This is a genomic window from Streptomyces sp. NPDC048278 (assembly GCF_040652195.1).
Lineage (GTDB): Bacteria > Actinomycetota > Actinomycetes > Streptomycetales > Streptomycetaceae > Streptomyces.
Window position 1 is genome coordinate 215,729 of the sequence record NZ_JBEZLP010000003.1, and the last position, 14,730, is coordinate 230,458.

The 14,730-nt window shown below is 70.4% G+C and carries 13 protein-coding genes; 5 read left to right on the top strand and 8 right to left on the bottom strand.

Going from position 1 to position 14,730, the window contains the following annotated elements; translation table 11 throughout:
• Positions 1–226 precede the first annotated feature (226 nt).
• The 3 genes from AB0D74_RS07155 to AB0D74_RS07165 are packed head-to-tail and all read left to right on the top strand — an operon-like array spanning position 227 to position 2,786.
• Positions 227–1,111: an ABC transporter substrate-binding protein gene (locus AB0D74_RS07155; protein WP_362581390.1), complete on the top strand. Its 885-nt coding sequence runs from the start codon at positions 227–229 to the stop codon at positions 1,109–1,111.
• Positions 1,108–2,037, top strand: a complete 930-nt coding sequence (locus AB0D74_RS07160; protein WP_362581393.1) for an amino acid ABC transporter permease — start codon at positions 1,108–1,110, stop codon at positions 2,035–2,037. Before AB0D74_RS07155 ends, AB0D74_RS07160 begins: the two co-directional genes overlap by 4 nt.
• Positions 2,034–2,786, top strand: a complete 753-nt coding sequence (locus tag AB0D74_RS07165) for an amino acid ABC transporter ATP-binding protein (RefSeq protein WP_362581395.1) — start codon at positions 2,034–2,036, stop codon at positions 2,784–2,786. The genes AB0D74_RS07160 and AB0D74_RS07165 overlap by 4 nt, the downstream gene beginning before the upstream one ends.
• Before the next feature lie 4 nt (positions 2,787–2,790).
• Here AB0D74_RS07165 and aroQ read toward each other — a convergent pair whose 3' ends face one another.
• Positions 2,791–3,264, bottom strand: a complete 474-nt coding sequence (aroQ, locus tag AB0D74_RS07170) for a type II 3-dehydroquinate dehydratase (protein WP_362581397.1) — start codon at positions 3,262–3,264, stop codon at positions 2,791–2,793.
• A gap of 168 nt (positions 3,265–3,432) precedes the next feature.
• On the opposite strand from aroQ, the gene AB0D74_RS07175 reads away from it, so the two are divergent.
• Entirely contained in the window at positions 3,433–4,743 is a 1,311-nt protein-coding gene (locus AB0D74_RS07175) for an MFS transporter (RefSeq protein WP_362581399.1), read from the top strand.
• A 15-nt stretch (positions 4,744–4,758) separates the two neighbouring features.
• Here AB0D74_RS07175 and AB0D74_RS07180 read toward each other — a convergent pair whose 3' ends face one another.
• From AB0D74_RS07180 to AB0D74_RS07210, 7 genes are all read right to left on the bottom strand, one after another.
• Entirely contained in the window at positions 4,759–5,859 is a 1,101-nt protein-coding gene (locus AB0D74_RS07180; protein ID WP_362581401.1) for an ionic transporter y4hA, read from the bottom strand.
• A 114-nt stretch (positions 5,860–5,973) separates the two neighbouring features.
• On the bottom strand, positions 5,974–6,276 hold the full coding sequence (locus tag AB0D74_RS07185; protein WP_362581403.1) for a hypothetical protein: 303 nt from the start codon (positions 6,274–6,276) through the stop codon (positions 5,974–5,976).
• 130 nt (positions 6,277–6,406) lie between these two features.
• A complete protein-coding gene (locus tag AB0D74_RS07190) occupies positions 6,407–7,408 on the bottom strand; it encodes a TerC family protein (RefSeq protein WP_362581405.1) in 1,002 nt (333 codons plus the stop codon).
• A 223-nt stretch (positions 7,409–7,631) separates the two neighbouring features.
• On the bottom strand, positions 7,632–9,659 hold the full coding sequence (locus AB0D74_RS07195) for a TerD family protein (protein WP_362581407.1): 2,028 nt from the start codon (positions 9,657–9,659) through the stop codon (positions 7,632–7,634).
• 121 nt (positions 9,660–9,780) lie between these two features.
• Positions 9,781–10,359, bottom strand: a complete 579-nt coding sequence (locus AB0D74_RS07200; protein ID WP_362581409.1) for a TerD family protein — start codon at positions 10,357–10,359, stop codon at positions 9,781–9,783.
• Positions 10,360–10,515: 156 nt separating this feature from the next.
• Entirely contained in the window at positions 10,516–12,663 is a 2,148-nt protein-coding gene (gene uvrB, locus AB0D74_RS07205; RefSeq protein ID WP_362581411.1) for an excinuclease ABC subunit UvrB, read from the bottom strand.
• Positions 12,664–12,703: 40 nt separating this feature from the next.
• Complete coding sequence (locus tag AB0D74_RS07210) at positions 12,704–13,570, bottom strand: MHYT domain-containing protein (protein ID WP_362581413.1); 867 nt, start codon at positions 13,568–13,570, stop codon at positions 12,704–12,706.
• Positions 13,571–13,847: 277 nt separating this feature from the next.
• Between AB0D74_RS07210 and AB0D74_RS07215 the strand changes: the two genes are divergently transcribed.
• Complete coding sequence (locus AB0D74_RS07215; RefSeq protein WP_362581415.1) at positions 13,848–14,717, top strand: glycerophosphodiester phosphodiesterase family protein; 870 nt, start codon at positions 13,848–13,850, stop codon at positions 14,715–14,717.
• The last annotated feature ends 13 nt before the right edge of the window (positions 14,718–14,730 follow it).

Sequence of the window (14,730 nt, forward strand, 5' to 3'; positions counted from 1 at the left end):
CTCCCCGCGCGCGTCCTGGAGCAGTCAACTGGTGGCAGCCCCGCACAGGATGACGGCTCCTGCGCGGTACGGGCCGCCGGTCAGCATTCCCCGCCCTCGACCGGCGGCCCCGGCGTATCCACTCCCCCACGCGCGGCGTTCACAAGGCCGCAACACCCGTTCCCAGTATGCGGACAAATACCCGCTTGACGTGGACAAACGTGGAGTTCGCTGTCACTCTCCCGCCATGCACCCTGCCCCGCACGCACTGCGCAGCGCTGTCGCCGCCGCCACCATAGCCCTGCTCGCCACCGCCGTCGGCTGCGCTCCGCAGCCGGACGACAAGGCGTCCGGCGGGTCCTCGTCGTCGGCCGGAACCACCTGTGCCAAGGGCAAGTTGGCGACCCGGACCGCCGGCAAGCTGACCATCGCGACGGACGAACCGGCCTACGAGCCGTGGTTCAAGGACGACAAGCCGGCCAACGGCGAGGGCTTCGAGTCGGCGGTCGCGTACGCCGTGGCGAAGCAGCTGGGGTACGACAAGAACGCGGTCGTCTGGCAGAGCGTTCCGTTCAACAAGGCGTTCGCCCCCGGTGTGAAGACCTTCGACTTCGACATCAACCAGGTGTCCATCAGCGCCGAGCGCAAGAAGGCCGTGGACTTCTCGTCCGGCTACTACGACGTGCGCCAGGCGGTCGTCGCGCTCAAGGGCAGCAAGGCCGCGAAGGCGACGGGCATCGCAGGTCTCAAGGGGCTCAAGCTGGGCGCCCAGGTCGGCACGACCAGCCTCAACTACATCAGCGACGTGGTGAAGCCGTCGCAGGAGGCGGCCGTGTTCTCCAAGAACGACCAGGCCGTGTCGGCGCTCAAGAACGGCCAGGTGGACGCGATCGTCGTCGACCTGCCGACCGCCTTCTACATCACCGCCGCCCAGGTGACGAACGCCGAGATCGTCGGCCAGTTCGAGAACCAGGGCGACACACCCGAGCAGTTCGGCCTCGTCCTGGACAAGGGCAGCGGCCTCACGTCCTGCGTGACCTCGGCCGTAAACGCCCTGCGCAAGGACGGCACCCTGGCCGGGCTGGAGAAGCAGTGGCTGTCCGACGCCGTCGACGCTCCGGTGCTCAAGTGACGGTCGCCAAGGACGAGTCCGGCCAGGAGAGTGCGGACGACAAGGGCGACATGCCGGCCGGTGCCCCTGCGGGCGCCGACGGTTACACCCCCTCCGAGCGGCGGCTGGAGCGGGAGCGCTACCGGCGCGCCCGCGCCCGCCGCGCGACCGCGATCGCCGCGCTGTCGACCCTGGTCACGGCCGTCGTCCTGTACCTGGTCGTGGTCAGCGCGCCGGGCTGGGAGCGCACCAAGGAGACCTTCTTCGACGGCCAGTACGCGCGCGAGGCGTTCCCCAAGGTCCTCGAAGGCCTGTGGCTCAACGTCCGGCTGCTGCTGATCTGCGGTGTGCTGGTGCTCGTCCTGGGCATGCTGATCGCCATCGCCCGTACGCTGCCGGGGCCCGTCTTCTTCCCGCTGCGGGCGCTGGCGGCGGCGTACACGGACTTCTTCCGCGGTCTGCCGCTGCTCATCAACCTGATGATCGTGGTCTTCGGGGTTCCCGCGCTGCGCCTCCAGGGCGTGACCGTCGATCCCGTGCTGCTGGGCGGTACGGCGCTGACGCTGACGTACTCCGCGTACGTCGCCGAGGTGTTCCGCGCGGGCATCGAGTCCGTGCACCCCTCGCAGCGCGCCGCGGCCCGCTCGCTGGGGCTGACCAACCGGCAGGCGCTGCGCCACGTGGTGCTCCCCCAGGCCGTGCGCCGCCAGGTACCGCCACTGCTGAACGACCTGGTGTCGCTGCAGAAGGACACGGGGCTCGTGTCCATCGGCGGCGCCATCGACGCCGTGCGGGCGGCCGACATCATCGCCCAGCGCAGCCTCAACTACACGCCGTACATCGTCGCCGGGCTGGTCTTCGTGGCGCTGACCATCCCGATGACCCGCTTCACGGACTGGGTGACGGCCCGGATGGACCGGCAGCGGGCCCAGGGAGGAGCCATATGAGCGACGCGCCTGTTCTGCGCATGGAGTCCGTGCGCAAGACGTTCGGGGATGCGGTCGTGCTGCGCGACGTGGACCTGGAGGTCGCCCCGCACACGGTGACGGCGCTGATCGGCGCCTCCGGGTCCGGCAAGTCGACGCTGCTGCGCTGCGCCAACCTCCTGGAGGAGATCGACGACGGCGCGATCTGGCTGGACGACGAGGAGATCACCGACCCGCGCGCCGACCAGGACGCGGTGCGCCGCCGGATCGGCGTGGTCTTCCAGGCGTACAACCTCTTCCCGCACATGACCGTGCTGGACAACGTCACCCTGGCGCCGCGGCGGGTGCACGGCGTCTCCCGCGCGGAGGCCGAGGAGCGGGCCCGGGGTCTCCTTGAGCGCCTCGGACTGGGCGGCAAGGCGGGCGCCTACCCCGACCGGCTGAGCGGCGGCCAGCAACAGCGGGTGGCGATCGTGCGCGCCCTGGCCGTGCGGCCCCGGCTGCTGCTGCTCGACGAGATCACGGCAGCCCTCGATCCGGAGCTGGTGGGCGAGGTGCTCACGGTGGTCCGTGACCTGAAGGGCGAGGGCATGACGATGGTGCTGGCGACGCACGAGATGGGCTTCGCCCGGGACGTCGCCGACCAGGTCTGCTTCCTGGACGGCGGTGTCGTACTCGAACGCGGCACCGCCGAGCAGGTGTTCGGTGATCCGCAGCAGGAGCGCACTCGGCGCTTCCTGCGGCGGATCGTGGAGGCCGGTCGGCTCTGAGGCGCTACGCGTCCGCGGTCGCGGCGCCGACCAGCGCCGCCACCCGCTCCACGCCGAACACATAGCCCTGCACGCCGCATCCGGCGATCACCCCGTCGGCGCGCAGGGAGACGTAGGAGTGGTGCCGGAACGACTCGCGCTTGTGGATGTTGGAGATGTGGACCTCCAGCACCGGCATGCCGTCGCAGGTGTTGAGGGCGTCCAGGATGGCGACCGAGGTGTGCGAGTAGGCGCCCGGGTTGATGACGATCCCGCAGTGGCCGAGGCGGGCCTCGTGGATCCAGTCGACCAGTTCGCCCTCGTGGTTGGACTGCCGGAAGTCCACGGTCCCGCCGTGCGCTGCCGCCGCCTTGGCGCACAGGGCCTCGATGTCGGCGAGCGTGTCGGAGCCGTAGATCTCGGGCTGGCGCTGGCCGAGCAGGTTCAGGTTGGGCCCGTTGAGGATCATGATCGGGGCGTTGGCCAGGGTGCGGGGCACGCTTCCTCCGGTCCGTGGGAGATCCGCGGGAATCCGCGGGAGAGACGAACGGCCCGGGAACGACCGCTGCTCGGTCCGGTCTATCACGGTGCGCGGCGGCTCCTGCGCGGGGTATCTCACCACCGCGCGCCCCCGTAACCCGCGATCACCCTGGGTAGTTGACGGAGCATGCATGATGCACGCACCGTAAGGACCCCCTCGATGCTGCGGCTGGCAGCCGCCTCGCTCACCGGGACCGCGATCGAGTTCTACGACTTCTTCGTCTACGGGACGGCCGCGGCGCTCGTCCTGGGGCCGCTGTTCTTCCCGACGTTCTCACCGCTCGCGGGGACGCTCGCGGCGTTCGGGACGTTCGGCGTGGGGTTCGTGGCCCGGCCGCTGGGCTCGGTGCTGTTCGGGCACCTCGGGGACCGGCGCGGCCGACGTCCGGTGCTGGTCGCGTCGCTGCTGTTGACGGGTGCGTCGACGGTCTCGGTCGGGTTCGTGCCGTCGTACGACAGGATCGGCATGGCCGCTCCCGTACTGCTGCTGGTGCTGCGCTTTCTGCAGGGGCTGGGGCTCGGCGGGGAGTGGGGCGGGGCGGTGCTGCTGACCGCGGAGCACGCGCCCGCCGGACGGCGCGCCCTGTGGTCGAGCTTTCCGCAGATCGGTCCGGCCATCGGCTTCCTCCTCGCCAACGGCGTGATCCTGGCCCTGTCGGCCTCTCTCACGGACGCCCGGTTCGCGCAGTGGGGTTGGCGGGTGCCGTTCTGGGCGGCCGGGGTGCTGGCGCTGGGCGGGCTGTGGCTGCGTTCGTCGCTCCCCGAGAGTCCGCAGTTCCTGGAGATCGAGGAGCCGGCGCGCATGCCGTTCGCGGAGGTCGTACGGCAGCACTGGCGGCTGGTGCTGCTGACGGCGGGGGCGCTCGCGGTCGGGTACGCGGTGTTCTACGCGGTGACGACCTGGTCGCTGGCGTACGGGACGGAGCGGGTCGGGGTGAGCCGCACCGTCATGCTGACGTGCGTCATGGCCGCCGTCGTGGTGAAGGGGGCGCTCACCCCGGTGATGGCCCTGCTGGGTGACCGCTACGGGCGGCGGACGCTGTGCCTGGCGGGGTGCACGGCCTCGGCGCTGTGGATGTTCCCGATGGTCGCGCTGCTCTCGACCGGACAACCGCTGCTGATGTTCCTCGGGTTCACCGGTGCCCTGATCGCGTTCATCACCATGTTCGCCGTGGTCGCCGCCTATCTGCCGGAGCTGTACGAGCCCCGTCTGCGCTGCACCGGCGCCGCCGTCGGCTACAACCTCGGCGGGGTCCTCGGGGGCGCGCTGACGCCGATCGTGGCGACGGCGCTGGCGGAACACAGCGGGCGCGTGCCCTGGGCCGTGGGGGCGTATCTGACGGCGATCGCGCTGCTGAGCCTGGGGTGCTTCGCGCTGCTGCCGGAGACGCGTCCGGTGGCGGCGCCCGTGGCGGAGGCCGAGCCGGTCGCCGGATGAGGACCGCCGGACCCGCTACGGGTTGATCGCCAGTTCCAGGTAGGCGGCGAACAGCACCAGGTGGACGCCGCCCTGCAGCGGTGTGGCCCGGCCCGGCACCACCGTCAGGGAGCTGACCACCACGGTCAGCGCGAGCAGCAGCATGTGGGTGGCGCCGAGGCCGAGGACCAGGGGGCCGGAGAGCCATACGGAGGCGAGGGCCACGGCGGGGATGGTCAGGCCGATGCTGGCCATGGCCGAACCGAGCGCCAGGTTGAGGCTGGTCTGCACGCGGTCGCGGCGGGCCGAGCGCAGGGCGGCGATGGTCTCGGGAAGCAGGACCAGCAGGGCGATGACCACGCCGACCACGGCCTGGTTCAGGCCGGCCGCCGCCACTCCCGACTCGATCGTCGGCGACACGCCCTTGGCCAGTCCGACGACCCCGACGAGCGCGAGGCCGAGCAGGCCGAGGCTGGTCCGGGCGGCGCGCGCGGACGGGACCGCCGCGTGGTCGTCGGCGGTGATCACCTCGCCCTGCCGGGTGATCGGCAGGAAGTAGTCGCGGTGCCGCACGGTCTGGGTGGCCACGAACAGGCCGTACAGGATCAGTGACGACAGGGCCGCGAAGGTCAGCTGGACACCGGAGAACTCCGGGCCCGGTCTGCTGGTGGTGAAGGTCGGCAGGACGAGGCTGAGCGTGGCCAGGGTGGCCACGGTCGCCAGCGCGGCGCCGGTGCCCTCGGGGTTGAAGACCGCGGTGCCGTGGCGCAGTGAGGCGACGAGGAGGCAGAGGCCGACGATGCCGTTGCAGGTGATCATCACGGCCGCGAAGACGGTGTCCCGGGCCAGGGTGGAGCTCTTGTCGCCGCCGTCGACCATGAGGGTGACGATCAGGGCGACCTCGATGATCGTGACGGCGATGGCGAGGACCAGGGAGCCGAAGGGTTCGCCGACCCGGTGTGCCACGACTTCGGCGTGATGGACCGCGGCGAGGACCGATCCGGCGAGGACCAGGGTCACCAGCGCGACGACGGCGCCGGGCAGACTGCGGCCCCAGGTGAAGACGAGCAGGACGACCGCGAGCACCGGCACGAGGAACGTCCACTGGATGGTGAGCGACCTGAACCGAGTGATCATGCAGCGATGGTGGCAGAGGCGTACGGGCTTCGCATTCCGGTCCTTTCGGGCTCCGGGGGCCTGCCGCAGGAGCGGCACGACCCCCGGGGTGTACGGGTGCGACTGGTCGGGCGATTACGTGAAGTCGGTCTGGTCCACGACGTCACAGTCGGTGAAGGACGGCGGCCGGGTGCACAGGGCGGCCATCTGTTCGGCGAACTTGCTCGTCTCGGGGTCGCTGCTGTTCTGCATGGCCTCCTCGTAGGAGTTGAACTCGATCACGCCGAGGTAGTGGTCGGGCCGGCTGCGGTCCCTGAGGATCAGGCGACGCGTGGGGCTGTTCTCGCGGCCGGCGAGCCGGCTGCCCATCTCGTCGGCGAGGGCCTTCAGCTCGTCGATGCGGTCGGTCTCGAAGTCGATGATCTGGACGAATGTCACGGTTGCCTCCACCGGGCGGCGGCGTCCCCGGACCGGGGACGTTCCGCCACCCAACGAAGCATCCGGAGCGGTGGGTCGGCAATGCGCTTCGCACCGCTGCGCGGGGTGGTTGTTCCTACGTCCGACGTGGTCAGACGTCGATGCTGTCCTTCGGAGCGCCTTCGCCCGAAGTCTGCGCCGTCTCGGCCGCCGCCTGCTTGCTCGAGGCCCGCAGGCTGGTGATCGTGGTGACGATCAGGACCGCGCAGATCACGCCGAGGGAGACCGGGATGCTGATCTCCGGGACATGGACGCCGGACTCGTGCAGTGCGTGCAGCACCAGCTTGACGCCGATGAAGCCGAGGATGATCGACAGACCGTAGGAGAGGTGGACCAGCTTCCTCAGCAGTCCGCCGATGAGGAAGTACAGCTGCCGCAGACCCATCAGCGCGAAGGCGTTGGCCGTGAAGACGATGTACGGGTCCTGCGTCAGGCCGAAGATCGCGGGGATGGAGTCCAGCGCGAACAGGACGTCGGTCGTGCCGATCGCGAGCATCACGACCAGCATCGGGGTCATGACCCGCTTGCCGTTCTGCTGGATCCACAGCTTGGTGCCGTGGTAGCGGTCGGCCACGCCGAACCTGCGCTCGGCGGCCTTGAGCAGCTTGTTCTCCTCGAACTCCTCTTCCTCCTGGTCGGCCCGGGCCTCCTGGATCAGCTTCCAGGCCGTCCAGATCAGGAAGGCGCCGAAGAGGTAGAAGACCCACGAGAAGCTGGCGAGGATCGCTGCGCCCGCGGCAATGAAGACGGCCCGCAGCACCAGGGCTATGAGGACACCGACGAGCAGCACCCGCTGCTGGTACTGCGAGGGCACCGCGAACTTCGCCATGATCAGGACGAAGACGAAGAGGTTGTCGACGCTGAGCGACTTCTCGGTGATGAAGCCCGCGAAGAACTCGCCGGCGGGCTGGCCGCCGCCGAAGACGAGCAGGCCGAGGCCGAAGAGTCCGGCCAGGGCGATCCAGACGACGGTCCAGATTCCGGCTTCCTTGACGGACACGTCGTGCGGTTTGCGGCCGATGAAGAAGTCGACCCCGATCAGGGCGGCCAGCCCCAGGACGGTGAGGACCCACAGGGTCGCGGATACATCCACTGTTGCCTCCGGTTAGTGAACGGCAAAGATTCGGCGTTGCGCTACCGGAGGTCTCTTCCACCCGGGACGGGCCGACGCCCCGGGATCCGACCGGATCCGTATTGACGGGTACGCCGCAGCAGACAGGGAGTACTCCCCTCCGTACGGAAAACAGTACCCCAATCACCAAGGAAAGGTAAAGTGCTTGGCAAAAGAAAGACCAAGTTTGCTGGTCAGGGCGACTTTACATACGCTTGGCGCGAGCCGTCGCGACCTGGGTGAGCACCTGCTGGAGCACCAGGCTGCCGGGCGGCACGAGGCAGGGCTCGTACGTCCAGGCATGCCCCACCCACGGATCGGCCAGGTGGTCGTCCGGTACCGGTGTGAGTCGCATCAGTGAACGCCAGAGCGGATCGAGCAACGGGCCGTAGGCGGCGGCGTCCTCGCGATCGGCGACCAGCAGGAGATGAACGCCGACGTCCGGACCCTCGTCCGCGAGGTAGCGCAGCTGGGTGACGGCCCGGTCGTCGAAGCCGTGCGGGAAGTCGTTCACGATCAGCAGCTGTCGCGAGGTGTCCAGGCCGGGTGGAAGCGCGTCGGACGCACCGCCGCGTACTGCCATCTGCACCAGGTCGACGCGCTCCGTGAGCCGCCCCAGCACACCCGCCACACCGGCGGCACCGGTCGCGGGCGGCGCGTCCAGCGCGCCGGCCCCCGTCAGCGGTGCGAACGCGGACGCGCCCGCCCCCGCCGGATCGACGACCTGCACGCCGAACTCCCCCGCGGGATGGACGGCGAGCAACCGGGCGGCGAGCGCCACCGCCGTCTGCAGGGCGAGGTGCCGCAGCTCACCCGTCTCCTCGAACGCGAACGAGGAGGCGTCGGGTACGCCGCTGTCGATCCACAGGCCCCGCTCCAGGGGCAGCCGGACCAGCATCGGGATGCGCAGCGGGGCGCTCTCCGGGAGGTGGAGGTCGCCCAGCCGGACGGCCATCGGCGTCTCCGTGGGCACCCGGTAGCCATGCCAGACCGGGTTGTCCCAGCGGGCGTACGCGGGTGGCAGCGCGGGCTCGACGACCTCGGACTCGGCGGTGAGCTGGGCGAGGTCCCGGTCGAGCGCCGCTCGTGCCTGGTCGACGAGCTGGGCCTGCCGGGCCTGGGCCGCCTCGCGTGCGGCCTCGCCCACCGAGCCCAGGCGGCTGCGCGGATCGGAGAGGACCTGGTCGAGCTCCTTCTCCAGGCGCGACTCGGCGAAGTCGACAGCGCTGCGACAGGCGGCGGCGGAGCGGGCCAGATCCTCGAACATCCCCCAGACCTGGTTGTAGAGCCGCTCGTCCATGGTCCAGCCGACGGCGTCACCCGCCACGGGCGGCACGGGTCCGTCCGCCGGGGCCGCCGCGGCCTCGGGGGCCGGAGGCCGGGATGCCTGGCGGCGCTTCGGATGCGTGTAGTCGACGGGGCCGCCGGTGGAGGTCGCGTCCGCCGGGACGCCTGGCCCGCCGGAAGCCGAGGGCCCGGCACCGCCGCCGGGCGTGGGCTCCGTCCCGCCGGGTCCGTCGGAGGGGGCGGGCCGGACGGCGCTGTCGCCGTCGCCGGGCGCCTGGACGTCGTACGGAGACCCGGTCGCCGGGGTGGTGCCCGGCAGGTCGGAGCCGGTGACGGGGGCGGCCGTACGCCGGGAGCGGTCGGTGTCCCTGGTGCGGGCCGGGACCGAGCGGGCCAGGCCGCGCGCCACCGCTTCCTCGATCCCGCGGGCGAGTTCGGCGGCCTGGGGCAGGCCCTGATCGGTGAGGAGCCCCGTCAGGCCCTCCGCGTAGCCCTGGCCCACCGCGCGGATCTTCCAGGCGGCCTGGCGTCGGTAGAGCTCCAGCGCGACGACCGCCGACTCGGCGTCCAGGCCGGTGAGGGTGTAGCCGGCGACCTCGGTGCCGTCGAGTCCGGTGACCGCGGCGCGCGGTGCGGCGAGGGCGCCGAAGCGGAGCGGGCCGCCGGGCGCGGCGGGCAGTGCGATCAGGACGCTGACCCGGTGGACGGTCTCGGGCATGGCGTCGAGGTCGACGGCGAGCCGGTGTTCGGTGGCCGCCTGCCGGGAGACCTCGATCCCGGGCAGCGTGGGCGCGCCGGGATGGGCCACCGCGTCGGCGCCCGGGACCCGGCCGCTCTCGTCGGCGAGGGTGGCCCCGGCCACGACCGGTGCGTCGGCCGAGATCCGGATCTCGATCCGGATCCGTGAGAGCGGATGGTTCTGCCCGCGCACCAGCTCGGCCGCCATTGCCCGCGCCCCCCTGTGTGTCGTGTCCTCGTGTGCCGTCGCTGAACGCTCCGCCGGAAGTGCCGCATCGGGTCGTCCGGCGCTGTCGTCCGGAGTCTGCGGCACCGTGGCGGCGGGCCGCCTAGAGGATCGGCAGGATCGCCGGCACCAGGTCCTGGAAGGTGCGGCCCTTGGCGGGGACGCCCAGGGCCGTCATCGTCCAGCCGGATCCCGACCGGTGCACCTTCGCCATGATCTGGGCGGTGTACTCGCCGCCGCCGTCGAGCGTGTAGCGGGCGAGTTCCTGACCGGTGCTCTCGTCGACCAGCCGGCAGAAGGCGTTCTGCACTTCCTGGAAGGTCTGGCCGGTGAAGGAGTTGACGGTGAAGATGATCTGGTCGACGTGGACCGGCACGCGCGCGAGGTCGACGAGGATGGCCTCGTCGTCGCCGCCCTGGCCCGCGCCGCCGACGAGGTTGTCGCCCGTGTGACGGACCGAGCCGTCGTCGCTGACCAGGTGACGGAAGAACACGACGTCGACGGGCTGCTTGTCGGCGAACAGCACCGCCGAGGCGTCCAGGTCGATCTCACGGGTGCGCGAGCCGAACAGCCCGCGCCGCGGCGCCGCCTTCCAACCAAGACCCATGCGGACCGAGCTCAGGGAGCCGCCGTCCTTCTTCTCCAGGCTGATGGCCTGACCCTTGGTCATGTTGACGGTCACGGCTGCGTCCCCTCGTCGATGTCGCCGGTGGCCGCGAAGTGCGCGGTTGCCCGAAACCCTATGCAGCGCCACTGACAGTGCCGAACCCCGGCCCGCGCTTTGTGTCGGTCTTGCAACACTTCGCGCCGTTGCCGGGGTCCGGCCGCGGCCCAGGGCTCAGGCCAGGCCCGCCTCCCTCATCTGACGCAGTTCCTTCTTCATCTCGGAGACCTCGTCACGCAGCCGGGCCGCGATCTCGAACTGCAGATCAGCGGCGGCGGCACGCATGCGCTCCGTCATCTCCTCGATCTGCTCGGCGAGTTCGGCGGCCGGGCGGTCGGTGGGCACCGTCTCCCCGGCCTTGCCCTTGGCGGCCTTGCCGGCCTTCGCACCCTTGGCCGCCTTGTCGCCCAGGGACGGAACGGGAGCCTTGGCCGCCTTGCCGTCCTTCAGCTTGCGGTAGCCCGAGCCGAGCAGCTGTTCGGTGTCGACCTCTTCGCGGGCGATCTGCGCGACGATGTCGTTGATCTTCTTCCGGAGCGGCTGCGGGTCGATGCCGTTGGCCTTGTTGTAGGCGACCTGCTTCTCCCGGCGCCGGTTGGTCTCGTCGATGGCCTTCTCCATCGCCGGGGTGATCTTGTCGGCGTACATGTGGACCTCGCCGGAGACATTGCGCGCCGCGCGGCCGATGGTCTGGATCAGCGAGGTGCCCGAGCGCAGGAAGCCCTCCTTGTCGGCGTCGAGGATCGCCACCAGGGACACCTCGGGCAGGTCGAGGCCTTCCCTCAGGAGGTTGATGCCGACCAGGACGTCGTACTCGCCGGAGCGCAGCTCGCGCAGCAGTTCGACACGGCGCAGGGTGTCGACGTCGCTGTGCAGGTAGCGCACCTGGATGCCGAGCTCCAGGAAGTAGTCGGTGAGGTCCTCGGCCATCTTCTTGGTGAGGGTGGTGACCAGGACCCGCTCGTCCTTCTCGGTGCGCTTGCGGATCTCGTGCACCAGGTCGTCGATCTGGCCCTCGGTGGGCTTGACGACGACCTCGGGGTCGACCAGGCCGGTGGGGCGGATGATCTGCTCGACGACGCCGTCCCCGCGGGAGAGCTCGTAGGCTCCGGGGGTCGCCGACAGGTACACGGCCTGTCCGATCCGCTCCTGGAACTCCTCCCACTTCAGGGGGCGGTTGTCCAGGGCGGAGGGCAGCCGGAAGCCGTGGTCCACGAGGGTGCGCTTGCGGGAGGCGTCGCCCTCGTACATGGCGCCGATCTGCGGGACGGTGACATGCGACTCGTCGATGACGAGGAGGAAGTCGTCCGGGAAGTAGTCGAGCAGGGTGTTCGGCGGGGAGCCGGGCAGGCGGCCGTCGAAGTGCATCGAGTAGTTCTCCACGCCGGAGCAGGAGCCGATCTGGCGGAGCATCTCCAGGTCGTACGTGGTGCGCATGCGCAGCCGCTGGGCCTCCAGGAGCTTGCCCTGCTTCTCCAGCTCCGCCAGGCGCTCCCCCAGCTCCTTCTCGATGTCGTTGGCAGCCCGCTCCAGACGCTCGGGGCCCGCGACGTAGTGGGAGGCGGGGAAGACGTACAGCTGCCGGTCGTCGCTGATGATCTCGCCGGTGAGCGGGTGCAGGGTGGACAGCGCCTCGATCTCGTCGCCGAACATCTCGATGCGGACGGCGAGCTCCTCGTAGACCGGGAAGATCTCGATGGTGTCGCCGCGGACTCGGAAGGTGCCGCGGGTGAACGCCAGGTCGTTGCGCGTGTACTGGATGTCCACGAAGCGGCGCAGCAGGTCGTCGCGGTCGATCTCGTCGCCGACCCGCAGCGGGACCATGCGGTCGACGTACTCCTGCGGGGTACCGAGGCCGTAGATGCAGGAGACCGAGGCGACCACGATCACGTCGCGGCGGGTGAGCAGCGAGTTGGTGGCGGAGTGGCGCAGCCGCTCGACCTCCTCGTTGATCGAGGAGTCCTTCTCGATGTAGGTGTCCGACTGCGGGACGTAGGCCTCGGGCTGGTAATAGTCGTAGTACGAGACGAAGTATTCGACCGCGTTGTTCGGAAGAAGCTCGCGGAACTCGTTGGCCAGCTGGGCGGCCAGCGTCTTGTTCGGCGCCATCACCAGGGTGGGGCGCTGGAGCTTCTCGATCATCCACGCGGTGGTGGCGGACTTGCCGGTGCCGGTCGCGCCGAGGAGGACGACGTCCTTCTCGCCGGCCTCGATGCGCCTGGCCAGGTCGGCGATGGCCGCCGGCTGGTCGCCGCTGGGCTGGTACGGGCTGACGACCTCGAAGGGCGCCACCGTGCGTTCGATGTGGGAAACGGGCCGCATGGCATCCACCGTACGACCCCGCACTGACAACGGGTTCTGATCAGCGGTTCTGCGGCGTGCGCGCGCTGTGGTGGCTCTGCTGGCGGCCGACGCGGACCTGCGGGCGGCGGCCCGGATGGTGGGTGACCTCGTCGGCCGGGACACCCGGCTTGTGCTCCACGCGGAGCCGGTCGGGCTTGCCCGTGACCATCAGCGGGTCGAAGATCACGACGACGGCGGCCAGGCAGAGGAAGGCCAGCGGGCCGATCAGCATGGGGGCGAGCAGGGAGGCGGGCGAGTCGCCCGGCGAGGTGACGCCGGCGCTGTGCAGGTGGACGGTGAGGGCGGCCATGCCGGTGTAGTGCATGCCGCTCACGGCGAGCCCCATGACGAGGCTCGCGCCGACGCTCCACAGGAAGCCGCGGACCTGTCCTGCCGCCCACAGGGCCGAGGTGGCGGCGACGACCCCTATCACGACCGAGGCGGCCACCGTGAGCGTGTTGTACTCCAGGGTCCCGTTGAGGCGCAGCCCGGCCATGCCCAGGTAGTGCATCGAGGCGATGCCGAGGCCGGTGATCGTGCCGCCCGTGAAGAGCGCGGTTCCGGTGGCGCCCCGGTAGCCGACTATGAAGATCCCGACGCCGACCATGACGATGGCGAGGCCGAGGCTCGTGTAGGTGAGGGGTTTGTCGTAGTGGATCGGCGTCTCCTTGACGCTGAACCCCATCATGGCGACGAAGTGCATGGTCCATATGCCGGAGCCGATCGCCGCAGACCCCAGGGCGAGCCAGGCGGGTCGCCAGGAGTGGGCCACCAGCATCGCCCGGGTCGTGCAGCGCAGCCCGAGGGCGCCACCGAGGCAGGCCATCAGATAGGCCACCAGCGGGGTGACGACCCCGTAGCTGAATCCGTCGACCGTGCCCTGCATGCGCGGCTGCCCTTCACCCTTTGCGTCCCGGAATATGTGCAATGCGCCCCCGTCCCAGGACCGCCCGAGCGGTCAGGGTTGACGCAGAGAGTATGACCCGCACCGGAATGGTCGAACGATTTTCCGGCAAAGAAACACGCCCTTGCCTCAGTTGTGCGGCAACGGTGAGCGGCCTTGGGTCACGCCATTCGATCCGTGACCGTCCCGCACCCGGCCGCTGTTCACTCCCTGCTGTCACTCTTGTGCTGTCCGTATTCTCTCGACGTGAGGAGTGCGCATGCACGCGCGCGCAGTCGCCGCCACGGCCACCACGCTGCTGGGAACGGCCGCCCTGCTGAGCCCCGTCCCCGCCGCCCGGGCCGGTGACACCGCCGAGCCCACGGTGCTCGCGCACCGGGGTGCCTCCGCCTATGCCCCCGAGAACACGCTGGCCGCCATCGACAAGGCGGTCTCGCTGGGCTTCACCTGGGTCGAGAACGACGTCCAGCGCACCAAGGACGGCCGGCTCGTCGTCATCCATGACGACAGCCTTGCGCGGACCACCGACGTCGAACAGGTCTTTCCCGGCCGCGCGCCCTGGAAGGTGAAGGACTTCACCGCGGCCGAGATCGCGCGGCTGGACGCCGGCGGCTGGTTCTCGCCGTCGTACCGGGGCACGCGTGTACCGACGCTGGCGCAGTACATGCGCCGGGTCGAGCACAACCACGAGAAGCTGCTCCTGGAGATCAAGAACCCTGAGCTGTACCCCGGCATCGAACGGCAGACCCTCGATCTGCTCGGTGCCGAGGGCTGGCTGGACCGCCCGCACCTGAACCGGCTCGTCGTGCAGAGCTTCAGCGCGGACAGCCTGCGCATCGTGCACGGCCTCCGGCCAGCCCTGACGACCGGGTACCTCGGCACACCGTCCACGGGGTCCCTGCGGCGGTACGCGGGCTTCGTGGACCTGATCAACCCCTCGGTGGACTCGATCTCCGCCGCCTACGTGCAGAAGGTGCACTCGGTCGCGGGGCCGCACGGCAGATCGCTGCGCGTCTTCACCTGGACGGTGAACGACGCCGTCACCACCTGGAAGGCCGTCGGCTACGGCGTGGACGGGATCATCACCAACAAGCCGGACGTGGTGCGGGCCGCGCTGTGCGCGGGCTGACCCGGACCGCGGT